The sequence below is a fragment of the Thalassospira lohafexi genome, assembly GCF_002844275.1.
In the GTDB taxonomy this organism is placed as follows: Bacteria; Pseudomonadota; Alphaproteobacteria; order Rhodospirillales; family Thalassospiraceae; genus Thalassospira; species Thalassospira lohafexi.
Genome location: NZ_NXGX01000008.1, coordinates 66558 through 88644, shown reverse-complemented (window position 1 = coordinate 88644; position 22087 = coordinate 66558). Strand labels below are relative to the sequence as shown.

At 52.5% G+C, this 22087-nt stretch carries 17 protein-coding genes; 7 read left to right on the top strand and 10 right to left on the bottom strand.

Annotation, left to right across the window (positions count from 1 at the left end):
- Positions 1 to 12: 12 nt before the first annotated feature.
- From rfbA to rfbB, 3 genes are read right to left on the bottom strand one after another with little or no spacing between them, the layout of a single operon-like run.
- Positions 13 to 894 carry a glucose-1-phosphate thymidylyltransferase RfbA gene (gene rfbA / locus COO92_RS18275; RefSeq protein ID WP_101304437.1) on the bottom strand — a complete coding sequence of 294 codons (882 nt, stop codon included), beginning with the start codon at positions 892 to 894 and terminating at the stop codon, positions 13 to 15.
- Positions 887 to 1798 carry a dTDP-4-dehydrorhamnose reductase gene (rfbD, locus tag COO92_RS18270; protein ID WP_101304436.1) on the bottom strand — a complete coding sequence of 304 codons (912 nt, stop codon included), beginning with the start codon at positions 1796 to 1798 and terminating at the stop codon, positions 887 to 889. Before rfbD ends, rfbA begins: the two co-directional genes overlap by 8 nt.
- Positions 1795 to 2856: a dTDP-glucose 4,6-dehydratase gene (gene rfbB, locus COO92_RS18265; RefSeq protein WP_101304523.1), complete on the bottom strand. Its 1062-nt coding sequence runs from the start codon at positions 2854 to 2856 to the stop codon at positions 1795 to 1797. The genes rfbD and rfbB overlap by 4 nt, the downstream gene beginning before the upstream one ends.
- 448 nt (positions 2857 to 3304) lie before the next feature.
- On the opposite strand from rfbB, the gene COO92_RS18260 reads away from it, so the two are divergent.
- Positions 3305 to 3940: a hypothetical protein gene (locus COO92_RS18260; protein WP_133125084.1), complete on the top strand. Its 636-nt coding sequence runs from the start codon at positions 3305 to 3307 to the stop codon at positions 3938 to 3940.
- 79 nt (positions 3941 to 4019) lie between these two features.
- Here COO92_RS18260 and glmS read toward each other — a convergent pair whose 3' ends face one another.
- Positions 4020 to 5843: a glutamine--fructose-6-phosphate transaminase (isomerizing) gene (glmS, locus tag COO92_RS18255; RefSeq protein WP_101304434.1), complete on the bottom strand. Its 1824-nt coding sequence runs from the start codon at positions 5841 to 5843 to the stop codon at positions 4020 to 4022.
- Positions 5844 to 5929: 86 nt separating this feature from the next.
- Complete coding sequence (glmU, locus tag COO92_RS18250; RefSeq protein WP_101304433.1) at positions 5930 to 7276, bottom strand: bifunctional UDP-N-acetylglucosamine diphosphorylase/glucosamine-1-phosphate N-acetyltransferase GlmU; 1347 nt, start codon at positions 7274 to 7276, stop codon at positions 5930 to 5932.
- Between the two features lie 252 nt (positions 7277 to 7528).
- On the opposite strand from glmU, the gene COO92_RS18245 reads away from it, so the two are divergent.
- A complete protein-coding gene (locus tag COO92_RS18245) occupies positions 7529 to 8284 on the top strand; it encodes an HAD-IA family hydrolase (RefSeq protein ID WP_101304432.1) in 756 nt (251 codons plus the stop codon).
- 47 nt (positions 8285 to 8331) lie between these two features.
- Positions 8332 to 9309 (top strand): methyltransferase domain-containing protein, encoded by a 978-nt coding sequence (locus COO92_RS18240; protein ID WP_022730225.1) that lies wholly within the window; start codon positions 8332 to 8334, stop codon positions 9307 to 9309.
- 348 nt (positions 9310 to 9657) lie between these two features.
- Here COO92_RS18240 and COO92_RS18235 read toward each other — a convergent pair whose 3' ends face one another.
- The 5 genes from COO92_RS18235 to chvE form a co-directional block, all read right to left on the bottom strand.
- Positions 9658 to 12744: a hypothetical protein gene (locus tag COO92_RS18235; RefSeq protein WP_101304431.1), complete on the bottom strand. Its 3087-nt coding sequence runs from the start codon at positions 12742 to 12744 to the stop codon at positions 9658 to 9660.
- Between the two features lie 235 nt (positions 12745 to 12979).
- Entirely contained in the window at positions 12980 to 14728 is a 1749-nt protein-coding gene (gene araD, locus COO92_RS18230) for an L-arabinonate dehydratase (protein ID WP_101304430.1), read from the bottom strand.
- A 156-nt stretch (positions 14729 to 14884) separates the two neighbouring features.
- Entirely contained in the window at positions 14885 to 16069 is a 1185-nt protein-coding gene (gene mmsB / locus COO92_RS18225; RefSeq protein ID WP_101304429.1) for a multiple monosaccharide ABC transporter permease, read from the bottom strand.
- 10 nt (positions 16070 to 16079) lie between these two features.
- Positions 16080 to 17603, bottom strand: a complete 1524-nt coding sequence (mmsA, locus tag COO92_RS18220) for a multiple monosaccharide ABC transporter ATP-binding protein (protein WP_101304428.1) — start codon at positions 17601 to 17603, stop codon at positions 16080 to 16082.
- Between the two features lie 220 nt (positions 17604 to 17823).
- Positions 17824 to 18903: a multiple monosaccharide ABC transporter substrate-binding protein gene (gene chvE, locus COO92_RS18215; protein ID WP_101304427.1), complete on the bottom strand. Its 1080-nt coding sequence runs from the start codon at positions 18901 to 18903 to the stop codon at positions 17824 to 17826.
- 229 nt (positions 18904 to 19132) lie between these two features.
- Here chvE and COO92_RS18210 point away from each other — a divergent pair, with 229 nt between their 5' ends.
- From COO92_RS18210 to msrB, 4 genes are all read left to right on the top strand, one after another.
- On the top strand, positions 19133 to 20131 hold the full coding sequence (locus COO92_RS18210; protein WP_101304426.1) for a LysR family transcriptional regulator: 999 nt from the start codon (positions 19133 to 19135) through the stop codon (positions 20129 to 20131).
- A 184-nt stretch (positions 20132 to 20315) separates the two neighbouring features.
- The gene (locus COO92_RS18205; RefSeq protein WP_101304425.1) at positions 20316 to 20870 is read left to right on the top strand and encodes an AAA family ATPase; all 555 of its coding nucleotides are present in this window, start codon (positions 20316 to 20318) and stop codon (positions 20868 to 20870) included.
- 47 nt (positions 20871 to 20917) lie between these two features.
- Positions 20918 to 21385, top strand: coding sequence for a thermonuclease family protein (locus tag COO92_RS18200; protein ID WP_101304424.1), 468 nt, complete (start codon positions 20918 to 20920; stop codon positions 21383 to 21385).
- A gap of 110 nt (positions 21386 to 21495) precedes the next feature.
- Positions 21496 to 21936 (top strand): peptide-methionine (R)-S-oxide reductase MsrB, encoded by a 441-nt coding sequence (msrB, locus tag COO92_RS18195; RefSeq protein ID WP_101304423.1) that lies wholly within the window; start codon positions 21496 to 21498, stop codon positions 21934 to 21936.
- Positions 21937 to 22087: the final 151 nt, after the last annotated feature.

The following is a 22087-nucleotide window of genomic DNA, read 5'->3' as shown; positions in this document are numbered from 1 at the left end:
CCCTGAGCCTAGCTACATTTGGTCATAGGTCCGCAGTACGGTTTGAAGATACTCGCGATAGGAACTTGCACCAAACCCGGTGATAAGGTCTTCAAACTGGGAAATTGAAATCATCCCGGTTCTCAGGGCAATTTCCTCAGGACACGCGATTTTTAAGCTCTGCCGATTTTCCACAGTCCGCACAAAATCGGCAGCATCAAGCATCGCCCCATGGGTCCCGGTATCAAGCCAGGCATAGCCACGCCCCATTTTTTCCACACGAAGCGACCCACGCTGAAGATACGCCTTGTTCACATCGGTGATTTCAAGCTCACCACGGGCTGATGGCTTGATGGAGCGCGCAATATCAACGACGTCTGCATCATAAAAATACAATCCGGTAACCGCATAATTGGACTTTGGATTGTCTGGCTTTTCTTCGATATCAAGTGCAATTCCCGCGCGATCAAATTCGACCACGCCATACCGCTCAGGATCTTGCACGAAATAGGCAAACACTGTCGCACCGCGCGATTGCCGCATCGCATTTGCAAGCAACTCGGTTAAGCCATGCCCAAAATAGATATTGTCGCCAAGGATCAGACAACAGGGATCATCTCCAATGAAATCGGCCCCGACAATAAAGGCATCCGCCAAGCCCCGTGGTTCGGTTTGAACCGCATACGCCAAACGCACCCCCCACTGAGAACCATCGCCGAGCAACTCTCGGAAAAGCGGGACATCACGCGGGGTGCTAATGATCAGAATATCCTTGATCCCCGCCAGCATCAGTGTCGTCAGCGGATAATAGATCATCGGCTTATCATAAACCGGCTGAAGCTGCTTGGAGACAACCAACGTTGAAGGATGCAGGCGTGATCCGGTGCCACCTGCAAGGATAATGCCCTTACGCATGAGCATCCCCTTCTGCCAGTTTTTGCAAAACCTCCATCAAACTCTGATCAAACTCGGGCAAACCAAACCCGAAATTGGTCATGAATTTTTCTGTCGACATCACAGAATAGGATGGTCGTCTTGCCGCCGTCGGGAACTTAGCACTTGTCACGGCTTCGATCTGGCACGTTGCCCCCTGCCATTGCTCCCCAAACAGCTTGCTCGCCTTTGCCTGTATTTCACGGCTAAACGCACACCATGTCATCTCAGCATCTGAAACCAGATGATAGGTGCCAAATTGATCAAAACCAGGGCGGATAATCTCGGGCACGATGCGCAGAATGGCCGTCGCCAAATCAAGCGCGCTTGTCGGACACCCTTTCTGATCATCCACCACAGAAATATGTGTTTTATCGCCCAACAACCCCAACATGGTTTTGACAAAATTTTTGCCAAACGGGCTATAGACCCAGGACGTTCGAAAAATAAGGTGCTGGTTGGTGATCGCCCGAATGGCTTCTTCGCCCGCCAGTTTCGTGGCACCATAGACACCAAGCGGTGCCACAGGGTCTGCTTCGCGGTAAGGTTTCTTTCCCTCACCATCGAAAACGTAATCTGTTGAAATATGAATAAATGGCACCGAATGCCGTGCCGCGTTTTCAGCCATCGTCCGGACGGCATCGCAATTTACACGCCGCGCCAATTCAGGTTCATTCTCGGCAAGATCCACCGCCGTGTAGGCCGTCGCGTTAATGACAATATCGGGACGATATAGATCGACGGCCTTGGTAATATTGTCTGACTGCGCAACGTCGCAATCACTGCGATCAAGGAACTGCAAGTTTAAGCCCGCAAAAGCAGAACTCCGCCACGCAAGGCTCCGCGCCAATTGCCCATTCTTGCCAAAGACCAGAACCTTGATCATTGGACAGCCCCCTGACCAAGCCGTTGTCCTGCATATTTGTCCTTAAGGATTGGTTCCCACCACGCGCGATGATCGACATACCACGTCACGGTTTGTGCAAGACCAGTTTCAAAACTGTATTTCGGGCTCCAGCCAAGTTCGTCGCGCATTTTTGACGGATCAATCGCATAGCGCCAATCATGCCCCGGGCGGTCGTCGACGAAATCAACAACCTCATCAAATGGCTTGCCTGCTGTTTCGGGGACAAGGGTCGTCACCGTGTCAAAAACTCTGCGGACCACATCAATATTAGCAACCTCGTTACAGCCACCAACGTTGTATTTCTCACCAACCCGGCCCTGTGTCAGAATGGTAAAAAGGGCCTCTGCATGGTCCTCTACATGCAACCAGTCACGGGTATTGCCCCCATCACCGTAAACGGGCAATTTTTTACCCTGTAAAACATTCAGGATCATCAGCGGGATCAGTTTTTCGGGGAATTGATAGGGCCCGTAATTGTTTGAACAATTACTGATAATCACCGGCAGGCCATAGGTATGATGCCACGCCCGCACCAGATGATCCGCCCCGGCCTTCGTGGCCGAGTAGGGTGAATTCGGTGCATAGGCCGTTTGCTCGGTAAACAGCCCTTCGTCACCTAAAGAGCCATAAACTTCATCGGTTGAAACATGATGAAATCGAAAGGCCTGTTTGCGCGCATCATCAAGACCATTGAAATAGTCCCGCGCCACTTCAAGCAGCGTAAACGTTCCGACGACATTGGTCTGAATAAAATCCGCCGGACCATCTATCGAACGATCCACATGGCTTTCAGCCGCCAGATGCATCACCGCATCAGGCTGAAAGTCCGAAAACACCTTCTCAACTGCGGCTCTGTCACACACATCGACTTTGGCAAATCGATAGTTTGGCAAAGCAGAGACAACCTCAACCGTTCGCAAATCAGCCGCATAGGTAAGCTTGTCCAGATTCAGTATCTCATTGCCGTGCTTACCCGCGAGAAGTCGGCAAACTGCTGAACCGATAAACCCGGCCCCACCCGTCACAATAATTTTCATACCAAACCCTTTGAAACCCGTGTCATAGGCAACATCAATTAGTTCCACAGCTGGCTAAAACCACGCGGCCCAGATCAACTTTGACAGTCATCTCCCGAACCCCTCATGTTGCGAACAGGCAAACAGAAACAATTGGATAAGTCGAAATGATGGAATAATTATGTAGCAGACGAGACCAGCATTTGGCAACGCACCCTTGGCGGCTTTGAGGATACGGGTTGGAAGGCCCAAAATAGATTAACGCAAAGGCCAATTTGTTGATCGGACCGTTACAAAGCAAGCCAATTGAACTTTTGCTCATATCCAGGCTTGTTAAACAATTAATCAACCCTAATATACACAGTGTGTTAGGTATTTGATAAATCAGCTAAAAGTTGCACTTATGGCCTTCAGGAAGGTGCTATTAATACTGGTTCATGTAACCACCGGCACGTTAATGGTGCCAAGCGTGGCATTTCCTCAACAAAATGCGGAATGTCCGGAACGTATCTCCAATGTCAGCAACGACATAATCGCAACCGAAACCGCCAAGGTAATGCTTCAGGTTTATCGCGAATTAGGCTGCTCACTGGAGATCATCAATCTTCCAGGCCGCCGGAGTTTTAGCGCGTTTAATACAGGTGAAGTTGACGGAGAACTTTACCGGTTCCCGATTGGCGCAAAGAACTATACGCGCCCCTTTGTCCAATCAGGCCTGCCATTGTTTGAAATCTCCAACAGCCTATGGGCCGCACCGGGAAGCAAACGACACGCGGAAAGGCCGATTGGCTATATGATCGGGGTGGCCTGGCAAGAGGCCTATCTTGCGACCAACAACCTTCTCAAGAGTGGCCATTTTGACATCGGCGATCTGATCTTGCATTACAACGATGGCAATCTAGATCGCTTTCTGGCTGAGGATTCCTCTATCAAAAGCGCGATACGCGCTGGCACATTTGAGGAAGGCCGCACACCTGTACAGCTCGAAGTCCTCAAAGTTGGTGTGGTGTATCATTTTCTGGGCGATGAATTCACGCCCTTCATGCAAAGGCTGTCTGATTACCTAAAAGATCATCAACCATTTGTAGACATCGGACACATGTAACAATTGCGACGTCCTGAACGAAAATGGCCGCGACAAGCTATTCTCATCGCGGCCATATCTCCAAGATCACGGTACGAACTTACTCGACAGTTACCGACTTTGCCAGATTTCGCGGCTGATCCACATCTGTCCCCTTATGGACTGCAACGTGATAGGCCAGCATCTGAACCGGAATGGTATAAAGGATCGGGGCGACGAAATCGGCGACCTTTGGCAGTTCAACCGTGGCCGATGCAATATCACCAAGCTTCGCCAACCCCGGCGCGTCAGAGATAAAGATCACCCGGCCCCCACGTGCGGCGGCTTCCTGCATGTTTGACGCCGTTTTTTCAAACAGCTCGTCAGACGGCGCAATCACAATGATCGGCACCGATTGATCAATCAGCGCAATCGGCCCATGCTTCATCTCACCAGCGGCATAGCCTTCAGCGTGGATATAGGAAATTTCCTTAAGCTTAAGCGCACCTTCCATGGCAATCGGATACCCAAGACCCCGGCCCAGATACAAAACATCGCGCGCATCTGCGATATCAAGGGCAAGTTTCTTAAGGGCTTCGTCATGATGAAGCACTTCGGCGGCATGTTTGGGCACTTCGGTCAGTGCATTAACAATGGCGGCTTCTTCGTCCTTGGCAAGGGTTCCGTTTTCACGCCCGATGGTCACCGCAAGGCACGCCAGAACGGTCAACTGCGTGGTAAAGGCCTTGGTCGATGCCACACCGATTTCCGGCCCGGCATAGGTCTGAAGAACAACGTCGCTTTCGCGTGCAATGGTGCTTTCGGCCACATTGACGATGGAAACGATCTTCTGGCCTTTTGATTTCGCATAGCGCAATGCTGCCAGCGTATCGAGTGTTTCACCCGATTGCGAAATAAACAGCGCAACACCACCCTTGGCAAGCGGCGGGCAGCGATAGCGGAACTCCGATGCAACATCAACGTCCACACCCAATCCGGCATAACGCTCAATCCAATGCTTGGCGACAAGCCCTGCATAATAGGATGTACCACAGGCAACGATTGTCAAACGCGTTGCATCGGCAAAGGAAAACGGCATGTCGGGCAGTTTGATGGTCTGGGTCGCCGGATTGATGAAGGCATGCAAGGTGTCGCCGATCACAGCAGGCTGCTCGAAGATTTCCTTTTGCATAAAGTGGTTATAGTTTCCCTTACCCATCATCGCACCTGAAACGGCGGACAATTTGGTTTCGCGGGTAACCTCCACATCATTTTCATCACGGACCTGAACGTGGTCGCGGGTCATTTCGACCCAGTCGCCTTCTTCAAGGTAAATCAGCTTGTTGGTCAGGTGCGACAAGGCCATCGCGTCCGAACCAAGATACATCTCCCCCTCGCCAAGTCCGACGGCAAGCGGCGTTCCACGGCGCGCGCCAAAAATCACGTCATGCTGACCGGCAATCATGATTACCAGCGCAAATGCACCTTCGATCCGGTGCAGGGTCGCGGCAACCGCATCGCGTGGCGATTTGCCCTGATCAAGGAAATCAGACACCAGATGCACAACCACCTCGGTATCGGTTTCAGTGGCAAATGCGCGCCCCTTGCCAGAAAGCTCTGCCTTGAGGTCCTGATAGTTTTCAATGATGCCGTTATGAACAACCGCGACCTTGCCATCGGTGTGCGGATGGGCATTGTTTTCGGTCGGCACACCATGGGTTGCCCAGCGGGTATGACCGATGCCAACATCGCCGGCAAGCGGGCTTTCGGCCAGACGATTGGTCAGATTGATCAGTTTCCCCTCGGCACGGCGGCGTTCAATATCGCCATTGACCAGCGTTGCAATCCCGGCACTGTCATAGCCACGATATTCAAGGCGTTTGAGCCCTTCAAGAATACGCTCACTGACGCTGTCTTTGCCGATAATCCCGATAATGCCGCACATATGGATTTCTTTCCCGCTTCTAGCCGCTTGTCATTTTGGGCCATCCGGACGGTCGACCAGATGGTAAATCATTGTTCTGTATTCGTTTATTTCTTACCGGTCAGGGCGCGCATCTTATCGCGAAACGCCGCAGCCCAGCCCGGTTTTTCAGTACGTTCTGCCCGGGTCAGGACAAGTGCATCCTTGTCAATTTTTCCGGTAACCGTGCTACCCGCACCGACAATCGCGCCATCGCCAATTTCAACCGGCGCAACCAAGGACGAGTTCGATCCGATAAACGCCCCCGCCCCGATATCAGTGTGCTGTTTGCGATAGCCATCGTAATTACACGTAATCGTCCCGGCCCCGATATTGGCCTTGGCCCCAACGCGCGCATCGCCGATATAGCTCAGATGATTGACCTTGGCCCCGTCTTCGACTATGGCCTTTTTAATCTCGACAAAATTGCCAACCTTGGCCCCGTCACCGATCTCCGCCCCCGGGCGCAAACGCGCATAAGGACCGATATCGGCCCCTTGGCCAACGACACAGCTTTCAAGATGGCTAAACGCCTTGATCACGGTGTTATCGCCGACCGTAACCCCCGGTCCAAACACAACATTGGGTTCAACAATGACGTCCCGACCCAATTTGGTATCAGCACTCAGGAAAACCGATGCCGGATCAATCAGGGTCGCACCCTCATTCATCGCATTGGTGCGCAAACGGTCCTGAAGGATGGCCTCGGCGGCTGCCAGTTGCGGGCGTGAATTCACACCAAGGGTTTCGGCTTCATCCACTTCGACCGCGACACAGCTTTTGCCATTGTTCCGCGCCACTTCAACCGCATCGGTCAGGTAATACTCGCCCTTGGCATTGGTGTTATCAATCGCCTCCAGGGTCGCAATCATGTCTTCGGCGCGGAAACACATCACCCCGGAATTACAGAAGTTGATCAAACGCTGCGCGTCATCACATTCCTTGTCTTCGACGATGGCTGTCAGCATCCCGGTCTTCCCATCCGTCACCAGACGGCCATATCCGGTTGGATCATCCGGGCGGAAACCCAGCACCGCAACGCTGTGATCCCCTTCTTCACGGGCGTCGACCAACCGTTTCAAGGTTTCAGCGGTAAAAAGCGGGCTGTCGGCATATAGAACCAGCACATTGCCCGTCAGGCCCAAAAGCCCGTCCTTGGCGGCCAAAACCGCATGGGCCGTACCAAGACGGTTTGTTTGCTCAAATGTCGGATGGGGTGCAACAGCCTCAACAAGCTTTGGCATGTCTGGTCCAACCACAACCATGGTTTTCACGGCATCAAGTTTGGCCGCCGCATCAATCACATGATTGACCATCGGCTTACCGGCCACCTTATGCATCACCTTGGGCAAGGCACTTTTCATGCGCGTGCCCATACCTGCGGCCAAAACAACTACACTTAACTCAAGTGACATTTATCAACACGCCTGCTGCCGTTTTCGTGCAGCATCCCCTGTTCTTGCACCGTGCAATTATGCGCAACCACACGGTTCATCAAATTTGACGCAAGTCTTAGAACATATTCTTTTGCAGCAAAAGCCCATAAAGAATCACGTTTTGTTACCGCCTGTTAGCGGATGTTACGGTTTGTTAATGGCACGAACTCGGTTAAGTTCCCCTAAAGTCCCCAACGCCAATTTCCAAATCCATTTCAGGAGCCCCACATCATGGCAAAATTCATCATGTTCGACCTCGACGGCACCCTGATTGACGGGGTCGATGATTTGCTTTTTGCCATGAATGAGTTGCTCGGCGTGCATGACCTGGCACCCCTTACGCGCCACGACCTCGAAGCCATGCTGGGCGATGGCACATGGATGCTGACAAAACGGGCCTTTGCCGCACAGGGCAAAACACCCGACGACGCAACGCTTGATAAACTGAATGCTGATTTCAACGCCCGTTATCGTGCCACTGATTACGCCCACACCCTGCTTTATGAGAATGCAGAAAATGTTCTACGTGCCCTCAAAGCAGATGGCTGGACGATTGCATTGGCATCTAACAAACCCGAAGCTCCGTGCAAGGCTATCCTTCAAAAACTTGGCATTGCTGATCTGTTCACTGTGATTGCCGGAGGTGATTCATTCGAGGTAAAGAAACCCGACGGACGTTTCCTGCGCTACGTTCTTGATCGACTTGGTAAGCTCCCAAAGAGCTCAGCCACCACTATCATGGTTGGTGATCATGCAAATGATATGGACGCGGCAAGCAGTGTAGGAGCTTACTCTATTTCGGTGTCTTTTGAGAAAAAAAATGGTGTTAAGCACCTCGTTGCCGACAAACATGCGACAAGGTTCCTAGAGCTAACCAATATCTGTCAAGAGATAGATCAAAAGAATAGGTCAATTCAAACAGATCCTAACTTGAACGATACCGTTGGAAACAAAAGTTCGATTGAACCAAAGATGACCTTAAGCTAAATAATATGCAGTTCGTTTAATGAAATTAAATTTTTAGTAGGTCAAAAATGACTGATAAAAGAACAAAAATTAACATCCGAGCAATCATCAAACGGAAGATAAAGTTTTTTGCTAAAAGAGCATTGCAAAAGCTGCCAGCCGGATTGCAGAAAGAACATTATCAGGATGCGCTGATTACGTATGACAAGCGCTCTGGATCATATGTTGACGAATACATGCGAAGGCATGATGAAGGCGGCCTAGTGTCTCTGGGAACTCACTACGGAGAAATCAAACAGGTAAACTACGGTGAATCAGTTGACCTGCACAATAAATGGCTCTCAGAACTTGTGGCTAGCCTATTAGGTAAAGATCCCGGATCCGTCCTCGAAGCGGGTGCCGGAGAATGCACAACACTTTTACCAGTGGCTGAATTTATAAATCAGGAACAAAACTCCTACAATGGAAGTGACATATCTTGGTCTAGATGCAAGTTTGCGCGAGATTTTTCTGCCCAAAAATCAATCGCTTTAGACACACTATCGGCTGCAAATATTCTTCAATTACCTTACCCAGATAACAGCATTGATATTGTGTACAGCCACTATTGCCTCGAAGAGCTCGGTGGATATGAACTTGAAGCGATACAAGAAATGTACCGCGTAGCCCGTAAGTACGTATTCGTGATTGAGGCATCCTACGAACTAGGAAGCAAGGGACAGAGAACCAAGTTGTACAATCGCGGCTGGAATTTAGGGATAATTCCTGCAGTGAAGAAGCTTGGATACAAGATTCTGAAGCACGAACTTGTCCCTTATTGCCATGATGCGTATCATCATGGCGCGTTAGTGCTGATTGAGAAAAATCCAACCTCTGTCAATTCTCCCAAAGCTCCGTCGCACGCGTGCCCAAAGTGTCACAGTAAACTGACAAAAATCGAACACAGTCTCAAGTGCGAGCCATGTGGATTAGTGTATTCTAACTTGCAAGGAATTCCAGTATTTCTGTTGAACAATGCAATAGTTGCCTCCCATTGCACAAACTGAGTTAAGTTAGACAGATCTGCTTTCCATGGGGTTAAAAGTCGCCGGATACCTACCGTGGTGTCCGGCGACAGAAATGAATATGCTATCCATTGAATTTTCAACCAATGGGTGTCTTTGGGATTTTCCTTACCACGATGACCGGCAAGGAAATCGAAATCAACCCCCTTGTCTTCTTCGATAACGTTGCTGTGAAATAGCAGCCTTAACTAACCCATTCACCTAGACTAGGGCGGTAACGGCAAAGAAACCCAATCGCTATTTCCCAAGCCCGCGACCAAGAAACTCGCAGCTCTCAGCGGTTGAACTGAAATGTAAACCATCTTCGCAGCAGGGCAACAACACACCACCCTAGTTGATCGGCACCTCCCCGGTACTAACGATCTCAAACGCCCAGTTTTCAGCCGCGGTATCATCAAGGTTGAGGTGCTCGACAAGATAGGCAAGCCTTTCGGTATCATCACCCTTGGCCGTACAGAAACGATCCTGCAGATAAAATGGCGGTGTTGCCTGATAGGACATCTTGGCGCGAACCGATGCCGGTGTCCCGTCGATGTCGGACAGTTTGATGTCGTACTTCACATGGTCCCCGCCTGTCGCGGTTGATGTGCGGTAATCGGGGTCATCGCCGATGGCCGTAAAACCGGCATCCTCGGCAAGCTCATCCCCGGCCCCAAGCGCATTGGAAATTTCAATCCGTTCCTTAAGCGGAAGGTACCCGGCCGGCGGCAACCGGTTGTCTTTGACCTCGGCACAGATCGACAGGAAGCTGGTCGTCAATTGCCCTTTGGGCGCCACGTTGTGACCACAACTATATTGGGTACTGCCATCAAGCGGCGGCGTGCTGACCAGTTCCTGATAAATCTGGACCTGATCTTGCGCACTTACCGTCTGATAATGGGGTTGATGGGCCCGCTTAAGCGGATCAATACGTGCGCTGCACTGATTGTCCCACCAAAGCTCCCCGTCAACTGGCGTCCCGCCCTGATCAACAATCACCCCGGCCCCATTGACCCGGCCCGATGCCCAGATCACCTTTTCATCCTGATCAAGCACTTCAAACGTCACAAACGCGCGGCGGAACCCAACGCCGGATGGGAACTTATGCCCGGTCAGGCTGGCAATGGCGACCTCACTGGTTAGTTTGCCATCCTTAATCGCAGCATCCTTAATCGCAATATTAACCGTATCACTGCGCGCCTGCTTGATCATCGCACGCTCAGTATAGGCCAGCGGATCAACGCCCTTGTCACCAAGCATCGGGTCTGCGGTTGGAATGCCCATAACATCCGGGAATTGCTGGAACATCTCAACCAGAAACAGGTTCAACCCAACCAGCGTATGGCGGGCAAACCCGTCACGGGCCTCAAGGTCAAGCAACTCCGGCCCAAACGTATTGGCAGCAGCCGGGAAGTTGGAATATTCCTGAATAGAGGCAATTTTGCTGCGGAATTTGGCTTTGTCATCGCCCGATGGCATATGACATTCCTGACAGCTCATCGCCATTTTTCCGGCACCACCGGGCAACCCACCATCAAGGGTGTAACCGGTTCTAAACCCACTAAACGCCCACTCGGCATAGGTTGTCTGCTCATAAACCGTGCCGACCTGCTTGCCATCCTTTAACACCGGCAAATGCACGGTATGGCAGGTGCCACACATTTCCGATGTCTTGATGGCATCCCCTTTGGCCGGGGTAATGCCAAGGGTATATTCCATCGGATGTTTTTGCGGTTTGTCAAACGGCCCATAAAGCGTATCGGCATCCCCGACAAGGAAACTGCCGGTAAAGGTTTTGGCAAAGCCCGTTGCATCCGGGTTCAGTGTTTCCTGACGCTGCAACACACAGGCATTCTGCGGCGCGTCCTTGAACTTTTCCGTGGCATCCTTACCCAACACCATCTGATGGCACGCCATGCACGAAATGCCATCCCGCGCCAACGCCCCATAGGATGCGTGACCCGCCGCCGGATTATTGGCCGGATACGGAATGGCATCGACCATTGATCTGGTGAAATCACCACAATCAAGTGCTGTTTGCACACCCGCTGTCGCACTGGCCTGCTGCGCCATATTGTGGTCAATCTGGAATTGGCGCTGTCCCATAATCCCGTGACAGCCAAAGCAGGTATTTTGCACCAGTTCAGGCTTGTCACTGTGGAAGGTTTGAAGTTCGCTTGCCATTTGGGCAAAGAAGATCGGATCACGCCCGGCAAGCCCCATCGGCGATGATCGCCAGGTGGCGTACGGCGCCATATTCAACAAACGATCACCATCGGGATCAGGCATGGTCATATCAAACTGCAAGCCTGTACTACCGGCATCATGGCACCCGACACATTGGTCACTGGTCATGAATTGACTGTGCGCTGATGGGCCATCCGCATCCATCCAGACTGTGTCATAAGTCTGCGACGGCATGTCGCTTGGCGTTGCCAGATCATACTCAAACGGGCTGCCGGTTTTGGCAAAGGCGGTTAAAATCGCCGCCATATCGGGATGTGCGCTAGTGCGGGCTTTGCCCAGTGGCTCTGGCACCTTTTCAAGTTTTGCCCGCAAACTGTGGATATCAGACGGCGCACCATTGGATGCCGTGATCTTTCTGACCGACGGCGCAACACCGCCATCTTGCCCCAGATACTGACCGGCAAAGAAATCCTGCGACAGGAAAACTTCGGGTTGCCCCGGATGGCCTTCAAGGTTGCGCACCTCGGCAAAGGTCATGTCCTTGGCCGAGCCATGGCAATTCACACAATATTGCCCAAAGCCCATATTGGGCGGACCATTGCTGGTTCCCGCGGGCCAATCGGCTTTCCACCCCGATCCCGGCCAGCCATACCAGCCCCAGAACCAACCATCATAAGATGCCTCCTGATCACGCACCATGATCGCCGCACCGCTGGTGGGCCAAAGACGTGTGGGGTCTTCCCCCGCACAGGCCGCCGCTGGTTGCGGATACATCTCCTTGACCATGATTGCACCGTCGGGGATCGCGGTCGGGCTACTGGGTCGGGCATCCTCGGCACCCCGGTTTTTCGACAACCAAGTCACCATCTCAGGGGAATACCAGATGACGACCGGCGAATGGGTCCCGTGATAGGTCCCGGTCCATTGACCATTATTGCCCGTCGTATCGCGACTGGCGGTAAACGGCCCGGTATCGCGGACATATTTATCGCGCACCCATCCGGCATCTGTATCGCGATGACACCAGTTATCAAAGAATTTCGAAAGAGCATCTTCATATTGATCAAGCGGCAAGCCAGACGGATCGGCCACAGTCGCACTAAGCGATTTACATAACGCCGTATCGGTCGGGACAAGCGGTGCGTCGCGCAAGGCCGAACACGATTGCGCCCAAACCGCACCAGAAAGGCAACAGCCAATCCCCGCCAGAATAAGCGCACGCAATGGTGCTGCTGAAGACCGCTTGAACATGGTTCTCTCCCCCGTGGCGTTTGCCCCCAAACGCATTTTAACCCTACGAGGAGTATGGTCTTTAAATCAAAACATTCAACCCTTGATTGCCATTTTCAAATTACATTCATCTTCCCGGTTTCGCTGGCACATCCCCGTCAAACGCAAACCGGCCAGCAATTTCTTGCCAGCCGGTTCAGGGTGTGCCGGATGCTACCCCAATAGCATCTGACGGGAGTTTTGGTGTTCGCGTTGATCAGTGGCTGTCTTTGGGAATTTCCTTGCCACGATGACCAACGAGGAAGTCAAAATCGGCCCCTTTATCGGCACCAATAACGCTTTTGTAATACAGCGACGCATAACCACTTGCCGGAACCGGCACGGTGCTGTGCCAATCGGCCAGACGCTGTTTAAGTTCGGCATCGCTGATATCAAGATGCAGACGTCGATTGGGCACATCAAGTTCGATCATGTCGCCGTTTTGAACCACCGCCAACGGACCACCAGCAGCAGCCTCGGGCGATGTATGCAAAACAACCGTGCCATAAGCCGTGCCGCTCATGCGGGCATCGGAAATACGCACCATGTCGGTAATGCCCTTACGCAGCACCTTGGGCGGCAAGCCCATATTGCCGACTTCTGCCATGCCCGGATAACCTTTCGGGCCACAGTTTTTAAGGACCATGATGCAGTTTTCATCGATATCAAGATCCTCGTCATAGATCTTGGCCTTGTAATCATCGATGTCTTCAAACACCACGGCACGGCCGCGATGGGTCAAAAGTTCCGGCGTTGCCGCCGACGGCTTAAGCACCGCACCATTAGGGGCCAAGTTGCCTTTTACCACGGCAATACCGCCACTTTCGGTAAGGGCCTTTTCGAACGGACGAATAACGTCGTCGTTCCAGTTGCGAACTTCCTTGACCTGATCCCACATGGTTTCGCCCGACACCGTCAGCGCATCATTATGCAGCTTTCCGGCCTCGGCCAGCGCCTTGATCACCACGGGCAATCCACCGGAATAGAAGAATTCCTCCATCAGGTATTTGCCAGAGGGCTGCAGATTGACAATCGTCGGGATATCACGCCCCAAACGGTCCCAGTCATCAAGGCTCAGATCAATGCCAACACGTCCGGCAATCGCAAGTAAGTGGATCACCGCATTGGTCGATCCGCCAATCGCGCCATTCACGCGAATGGCATTTTCAAACGCTTCCTTGGTCAGAACGTCGGATGGCTTCAGATCATCCTTGACCATATCGACAATACGACGTCCCGTGATATGGGCCATCACGCGACGGCGGCTGTCGACGGCTGGAATGGCCGCATTACCCGAAAGCGCCATACCAAGGGCTTCGGCCATGCTGGCCATGGTGGATGCTGTCCCCATCGTGTTGCACGAACCGGGCGAACGCGACATGGCGATTTCCGCTTCAAGGAAATCCTCGGTGCTGATTTTACCGGCCTTGCGGTCTTCGGAAAGCTGCCAAAGCGACGTGCCCGACCCAATATCCTGACCGCGCCATTTACCATTGAGCATCGGACCACCGGTGACCACAATCGCCGGGATGTCAACACTGGCCGCCCCCATCAAAAGCGCCGGGGTAGTTTTATCACACCCCACCATCAGAACCACACCGTCAAGCGGGGTGCCGCGAAGGGCTTCTTCAACGTCCATGGCCGCAAGGTTACGAAACATCATGGCGGTTGGACGCAACGTGCTTTCACCAGCCGAGAAAACCGGGAATTCAAGCGGCAAGCCGCCTGCTTCATAAATGCCGTGTTTAACGCGCTCTGCCAAATCGCGTAGGTGCGCATTACACGGGGTCAGTTGCGACCATGTATTACAAATGCCAATGACCGGTCGTCCGTCGAACAAATCCGACGGCAAACCCTGGTTTTTCATCCAGCTTCGGTGATAGATGGCATCCTTGCTGCTGCCACCGAACCACCCCTCTTGCGAACGCAAGGTGCGTGGCCATTTTGCCGGTTTGAATTTGGTCATGCCCGTTCTCCTTTTGGAATTATTATCGAGACGGGTCCTTTCACGCACAGACACGGACCTGTTGCGCGGGACTGTGAAAGACGCAAACATCCCTGCCAACCCTTATCGGATTGACTGTGTGTGGGAATATTTGCGCCTTTTCTCGTCATCGTATTGTTACGCTTTGTTTTTGTTATAGACGTCAAAGATCACAGCTGCGAGCAGCACCAGCCCCTTGATCACCTGTTGCCAGTCAATACCAACACCGACAATCGACATACCGTTGTTCATGACCCCCATGATCAGCGCCCCAACCACGGCACCAATCACCTTGCCAACACCGCCCGACATCGATGCACCGCCGATAAAGACAGCCGCGATCACATCAAGCTCAAACGCAAGGCCTGCTTTTGGTGTGGCTGTATTCAAACGTGCGGCAAAGACCAGACCGGCAAGGGCGGCCAGCATGCCCATATTGGCAAAGGTAAAGAAGGTCAGGCGTTTGGTATTAATGCCTGAAAGCTTGGCAGCCTTTTCATTCCCGCCCAGCGCATAGATGCGTCGGCCAAGTGTTGTGCTGTTGGTGACAAAGGTGAAGATCGCAATCAGCACGGCCATAATGATCAGGATGTTTGGCAAGCCGCGATAGGTCGACAGAAGATAGGTCACAAACAGAATGGCCAAACCGGCAACCGCATGCTGGGTGACAAACACGGCCAACGGTTCATCAACGGCGGCAAATTTCGCCTGTTTCGCCCGTGAGCGCATGCCCAGGATCGGCAGAAGTGCGGTCAGTGCAACGCCAAGCGTCATCGAAAAGACGTTAAAGCGCCCGTCGATCAAACCGCCAAAGAAGTCCGGCAGGAAGCCCGACGACATTGCCTGAAATTCTGACGGGAACGGACCAACCGATGCCCCGCCCAGAAGCGCCAGGGTCAAGCCCTTAAACACCAGCATCCCGGCCAAAGTGACGATGAACGACGGGATCCGCCAATAGGCCACCCAATACCCTTGGGCCGCCCCAATGATTGCGCCAACCACAAGACATGCCGGAACGACAAAGACGGTTGGTAAATCCCAATGAACAATCATCACCGCCGCAAGTGCGCCGATAAAGCCAACGACCGAACCGACCGAAAGGTCAATATTCCCGCCGACAATGACCAGCAGCATGCCGACAGCCATGATGATGATATAGCTGTTCTGCAAGAACAGGTTCGTCAGGTTGACCGGCTTAAGCATGATGCCATCGGTCACAACCTGGAAGAAGGCAAGAATGGCAACCAGCGCAACAACCATGCCGTATTCACGGATATGGGTGCGCAGATAGTAACCAATTGATTTGTTTTCAGTATCGCTCATTGTCTTTTCCTCACGCCTTCAGGATCATGCGCATGATTGCTTCCTGGCTTGCATCTTTTGCTGCAAGCTGCCCTTTGATCTCACCTTCGTTCATGACGTAGATGCGATCACACATGCCCAGAAGCTCCGGCATTTCCGACGAGATCATAATGACCCCCTTACCGTCGGCTGCCAGTTGGTTGATAATCGTATAGATTTCGTATTTCGCACCGACATCGATGCCACGGGTCGGTTCATCAAGAATGAGGACTTCCGGTGCCGCAAACAGCCATTTTGACAAAACGACTTTCTGCTGGTTTCCCCCGGAAAGATTGACGACCTTCTGCCCGACATTCGGTGTCCGAATGTTGATTTTCTCCCGATATTCTTCGGCAACGGAACGCTCGGCACCATCATTAAGAACACCGCGTTCAGACACACCGCCCAGATTGGCAAGGGTGATGTTGGTCGTAATGCTTTCTTCAAGGATAAGACCCATTTCCTTGCGGTCTTCGGTAACATAGGCAAGACCGGCGGCAATTGCCTTTTCAACGGTCGAAACATCGGCAGGTTTGCCGTTGATCAGGACGTCGCCGGAAATATCGGTGCCATAGGATTTGCCAAAGATGCTCATCGCAAGTTCGGTTCGCCCTGCCCCCATTAACCCGGCAATCCCGACAACTTCACCCGCCGCAACGTCGATACTGACGTTATCAACGACCTTGCGTTCTGGGTGCAGCGGATGGGTGGCCGACCAATTGCGCACTTCCATCAGTTTTTCTTTGCTGATGTTGGGTGTGCGTTCGGGATAACGGTGGGCCATATCACGCCCGACCATGTCCTTGACGATGTCGTCTTCGGTAATCTGTCCGCCGCGCGCATCAAGGGTCGAAATCGCCTTACCGTCACGGATCACGGTGATGCGGTCGGCAACCCGGTTGATCTCGTTAAGTTTATGCGAAATCAGGATTGATGTGATGCCCTGCGACTTGAATTCCAGCAACAGATCAAGCAACTTCTGACTGTCGTTTTCCTGCAAACTGGCGGTCGGCTCATCCAAGATCAGCAGTTTGACCTTTTTGGAAAGCGCCTTGGCAATCTCGACCAGTTGCTGTTTGCCAACGCCGATGTTGGTCACAAGCGTCGCTGGATTTTCCTTAAGCCCGACTTTCGAAAGTAGCTCGCCGGTGCGCGCAAATGTCGCAGGCCAGTTTACGATGCCATTTTCGGAATTTTCGTTACCCAGAAAGATGTTTTCGGCAATCGACAGAAGCGGCACCAAAGCCAGCTCCTGATGAATAATGATAATGCCGCGTTCTTCGCTGCTGCGGATATCCTTGAATTCCTGCACGCCACCGTCATAGAGGATGTCGCCTTCATAGGTGCCGTGCGGGTAAACACCACTCAGCACCTTCATCAGGGTCGATTTACCAGCGCCATTTTCACCGCAAAGTGCGTGAATTTCGCCACGTTCAACCTTAAGGCTGACATCATCCAGCGCCTTTACCCCAGGGAAGGTCTTGGTGATGTTCTTCATTTCCAGGATGGTATCCATCCGGTCCTCCCACTGCCGTCGCTGTGCGACGACGCTTCTATACACGTGTCTTGTTGATTGTCCGGGATAATTTCTTGGCGGATTGTAACATGCCTGCATGTGCGTCACGCAAAGTCTGCGTTTTTTGGCACGACATCCGCATCCGGAAATGTTCAGACATTAGAACCCGGCAGATATGCCAGACGACATTTCCACCGGGTTCCATTGCTAAAGTGCTGGCTTACTTCACTTCGTCTTCGGTGTAGTAGCCTGAACCAAGAATGATTTCTTTCCAGTTGGATTTATCAACCATCACCGGCTCAAGCAGATACGAAGGAACGACCTTCACACCGTTGTCATAGGTTTTGGTGTCATTGATGGTCGGCTCGCGACCGGCAAGAACATCATCAACCATCGAAACGGTCACACGTGCAAGTTCACGGGTGTCTTTGAAAATCGTGGAATACTGTTCGCCTGCAATGATCGACTTGATCGACTGCAATTCAGCGTCCTGACCGGTAACAACTGGCATTGCCATGTCGCCCGAACCGTAACCAACGCCTTTAAGCGACGACAGGATACCAATCGAAAGCCCGTCATAAGGCGACAGAACGCCATCGACTTTGTCATCGGTGTAATAAGCCGACAGAAGGTTATCCATGCGGGCCTGTGCAACCGCACCATCCCAACGCAGGGTACCGACTTTGTCCATGCCCATCTGGCCGGATTTAACAACAACCGTACCTTCATCGATCAGCGGCTGCAGGATCGACATTGCACCGTTATAGAAGAAGTATGCGTTGTTATCGTCTGGCGAACCGCCAAACAGTTCAACATTGAAAGGTGGCTCACCCGATTCAAGCAGACCGTCAACCAGCGAGGTTGCCTGCTGAACGCCAACCTTGAAGTTATCAAAGGTCGAATAGTAATCAACATTCGGGCTTTCGACGATCAGGCGGTCATAGGCAAAAACCTTGATGCCTGCTGCCTGCGCATTTTCAAGTGCGTTCGAAAGGGTCGTGCCATCGATTGCGGCAATCACCAGAACATCAACGCCCTTAACGATCATGTTTTCGATCTGGGAAAGCTGGTTTGGAATATCGTCTTCTGCATATTGAAGATCGGTTTTATACCCGGCTTCTTCAAACTGCTTAACCATGGAATTGCCGTCAGAAATCCAGCGTGCCGAAGATTTGGTCGGCATTGCGATCCCGACGTAGCCTTTATCGGCAGCATGTGCATAACCGCCAGAAATCATCGGGCTCATCATTGCGGCCGCGCCAAAGGCGACCCCTGCCATTACGGCACTGAGACGTTTCATTGCTATCCTCCCTACAAGACACGGCATAACAGCCATTTCTTTTGCCCGACTTTTCTCAGGCGATGTGGCCTGCGTATGTCGTGTCTTTGTTTTCACTTAATAGTGTATCCGTTTTCCCAAAGGATACGCGCAGCATTATTCAGACCATCAACATAACAATCAAATAAGTAATTTCGAAACTTGCATATCAAAATCGATATACTAAAATCCCCACGAGGGAGAAACCATCATGACAGAAACACGCAACAGCCGTCCGTTAAGCTCGGCCAAATCCTTACTCTTTCGGTCCGGCAATCTGTTTCAGCGCGGATTGAAGCTGAGCCACCTGCGCATGATCGTTGCGATGGAGGAAACCGGTCAGATCAGTCTGGCGGCTGATATGCTTAAAACGTCGCAGCCTGCGGCGTCGCGTCTGCTGTCGGAAATGGAAACGATTCTTGAGGTGCGATTGTGTGTGCGCAGCCCGCGCGGGATCGAAATGACCAATGCCGGGCGTGCCCTTGCCCGACGCGCACGCAGCATGCTGATCGAAATCCGCGAGGCCGAACGCGAAATCGAGGACATCAAGCACGGTGGCGGCACGGTGTTCATCGGGGCCGTGACCGCAGCGGCCGTTGATCTGGTCGTGCCCGCCATCCGAAGCATCCAATCGATCAACTCGCTTCTTGAAGCCCATGTTGCGGTTGGGCCGTCACATCTTCTGATCAAGGATTTGCTGGCGGGCGATCATGATTTTGTCATTGGCCGCGTGCCCGAAGACATGAACCCGCGTCAATTTAACATCCGCGAAATCCGCAGCGAACGCATCCGCCTGATGGTGAGCACAGGTCATCCGTTACTTGACGACAACAAACCGATAACCCTGGCACGGCTTTCGCGATTTGAATGGATTTTGCCCCCACCCGGCAACCTGATGCGCCGCACGATTGAAGACGCGTTTATTTCGCGTCACCTGCCACTGCCCCACTCCAGTCTGAATTCCGCATCCCTTCTGGTGACACTGGCTACCTTGGCCGATACCGATTCCATTGCGCCAATGGCCGAAGAAGTCACAAGCCTTTTGGCCAGTGGTGGGCTGATCACCGAACTGCCGTTTGACGGCGGCATTGAAATCAAACCCTATAGCCTGATCACCGCACGCGGCCACAGGCTGTCGCCGTCTGCCCAGTTGGTGTCTGACCATATTCTGGCCCGGATTGAAAAGCCATCGGTTCAGGTCGGCGAATAACCCTGCTTTGACTTTAGCTTTGTCTCTGGCTTTGGCTTTGGCTTTGACGTTGACAGGACCGTGCAAGGCGCTACAAAGCGCGTCTCGTCTCGCCCGGATTCTTGCAGCCTTAAAATCAGCAACACCTGCCATCACCTTGCCGCAAAGTGCCGCCATATCGGGGCGCTTCGCGCAGGAAACACCAATGCAAACGCCTATAACATCCAACCTTGTTGTCATTACCGGCGGGCCCGGTTCTGGCAAAACCACACTGATCAATCACCTTCACCACCGCGGCTATGACACCAGCCCGGAGGCCGCACGCGCCATCATCGAAGAACAGATCGAGCGCGGCGGCAACGCTGTGCCGTGGGACGATAACGAAGCCTATGCCGGCTTGATGGCCCGGCGATCGATCCGCGACTGGCAAACGGGGCTTGATCATCATCCGCGCACGGTCTTTTGTGATCGCGGCCTGCCCGATACCTTGGCGCATCGCCGGTTATCCAACCTGCCTGACGACACAGGATTGCTGGGTGCGATCAAAACATATCGCTATCGCCGCACGGTTTTCATCCTGCCCCCTTGGGCGGAAATCTACAAAACCGATCATGCCCGAACACAAAACTTCGCCGAAGCCGTCAGAACATATGTCGTGTTGTGTCGGACCTATCACGCGTGCGGCTATGACCTGATCGAGGTTCGCAAAGGCCCGGTTGAACAGCGTGCCAGTCAGATTTTGTCGCGCCTAAAGCTCTAGCCTGCCCCCTAGCAACGTAACAATTACAAAGATAAGCGCTCCATTTCATGATCCCCCTCGCCCGCAAAATCCGAACAACCAGCATCGCCATACTTGGTCTTCTATCCCTGATCGTAACAAGCCTTCCGGCACAGGCAGCCTGCTATGGCTGGCCGTTGCGTGAATATCGCGGGGAGTATGCCTATGACGGGGACACCATCTATGTCGCCATTCCCGGCCTGCCCGGTGAAATCGCCAACATGTCGGTGCGAGTGCGTGGGGTCGATACCCCGGAAATCCGGGGTAAATGCGAAAGTGAAAAGCACCTTGCCAAGCAGGCCCGCAATTATGCGCGAAACCGCCTGAAATCCGCCAAATCAGTGGAGTTCTGCGAACCCGAATGGGGCCGATATGGTGGGCGCGTGGTGGCATCGGTGCGGATTGACGGCAGTCCGCTTGATGTTGAACTGATCAGCAATGGACTGGCGCGCGCCTATGACGGCAAGACCAAGCGTCAGCCTTGGTGTCAGGGGTAAACTGCCTTCACTTTGATGTGTTTCGGCGGCGTCGGGACTGGACAATTTCAATATTCCCGCCATCTTTGGAGACATGATTTTGAATGCCCACAGATGGCAAGAGGATACGCATGAGCAAATACACCAAAGACCCTGACGCAATCGCCGACCTGTCATCCGATCAGTATTACGTCACCCAGGAAAACGGCACAGAACCGCCGTTTCGCAATGATTTCTGGGACCACAAGGAAGATGGGCTGTATGTCGATATCGTATCGGGTGAGCCGCTTTTTACGTCCAAAGACAAATTTGATTCCGGATGTGGCTGGCCGAGTTTTGTCAAACCAATCGACAGCGAACATGTGATTGCGCGCGAAGACAATACCCTTGGTATGCGCCGGATTGAAGTGCGATCCAAGCATGCAGACAGCCATTTGGGCCATGTTTTTCCCGATGGACCGCAGGATCGCGGGGGTTTGCGCTATTGCATCAATTCGGCGTCCTTACGCTTTGTCGCGATTGAGGATCTTGAGGCCGAAGGGTATGGCGATTACGCAAAATTTTTTGAATAATGTTCGCTATTATTCAAATTAAGTGAATAATCAAACCCGGCTCAAAAGACCGGCGCATGAAGTTTCATGGCCGGTCTTTTTTGTGTGTTTTTATTTGTATGAGGATTGAAAATCAGATCCTAGAAATCAGATCCCTCAAAAATCACATCCC

What these genes read in the sequence shown, in the direction of transcription:
- mmsB (WP_101304429.1), bottom strand. Translation starts at nt 16,069, where the DNA reads ATGAGCGATACTGAAAACAAATCAATTGGTTACTATCTGCGCACCCAT.
- COO92_RS18245 (WP_101304432.1), top strand. Translation starts at nt 7,529, where the DNA reads ATGGCAAAATTCATCATGTTCGACCTCGACGGCACCCTGATTGACGGG.
- COO92_RS18235 (WP_101304431.1), bottom strand. Translation starts at nt 12,744, where the DNA reads ATGTTCAAGCGGTCTTCAGCAGCACCATTGCGTGCGCTTATTCTGGCG.
- COO92_RS18200 (WP_101304424.1), top strand. Translation starts at nt 20,918, where the DNA reads ATGATCCCCCTCGCCCGCAAAATCCGAACAACCAGCATCGCCATACTT.
- COO92_RS18205 (WP_101304425.1), top strand. Translation starts at nt 20,316, where the DNA reads ATGCAAACGCCTATAACATCCAACCTTGTTGTCATTACCGGCGGGCCC.
- chvE (WP_101304427.1), bottom strand. Translation starts at nt 18,903, where the DNA reads ATGAAACGTCTCAGTGCCGTAATGGCAGGGGTCGCCTTTGGCGCGGCC.
- msrB (WP_101304423.1), top strand. Translation starts at nt 21,496, where the DNA reads ATGAGCAAATACACCAAAGACCCTGACGCAATCGCCGACCTGTCATCC.
- COO92_RS18210 (WP_101304426.1), top strand. Translation starts at nt 19,133, where the DNA reads ATGACAGAAACACGCAACAGCCGTCCGTTAAGCTCGGCCAAATCCTTA.
- rfbB (WP_101304523.1), bottom strand. Translation starts at nt 2,856, where the DNA reads ATGAAAATTATTGTGACGGGTGGGGCCGGGTTTATCGGTTCAGCAGTT.
- rfbA (WP_101304437.1), bottom strand. Translation starts at nt 894, where the DNA reads ATGCGTAAGGGCATTATCCTTGCAGGTGGCACCGGATCACGCCTGCAT.
- rfbD (WP_101304436.1), bottom strand. Translation starts at nt 1,798, where the DNA reads ATGATCAAGGTTCTGGTCTTTGGCAAGAATGGGCAATTGGCGCGGAGC.
- COO92_RS18240 (WP_022730225.1), top strand. Translation starts at nt 8,332, where the DNA reads ATGACTGATAAAAGAACAAAAATTAACATCCGAGCAATCATCAAACGG.
- mmsA (WP_101304428.1), bottom strand. Translation starts at nt 17,603, where the DNA reads ATGGATACCATCCTGGAAATGAAGAACATCACCAAGACCTTCCCTGGG.
- glmS (WP_101304434.1), bottom strand. Translation starts at nt 5,843, where the DNA reads ATGTGCGGCATTATCGGGATTATCGGCAAAGACAGCGTCAGTGAGCGT.
- glmU (WP_101304433.1), bottom strand. Translation starts at nt 7,276, where the DNA reads ATGTCACTTGAGTTAAGTGTAGTTGTTTTGGCCGCAGGTATGGGCACG.
- araD (WP_101304430.1), bottom strand. Translation starts at nt 14,728, where the DNA reads ATGACCAAATTCAAACCGGCAAAATGGCCACGCACCTTGCGTTCGCAA.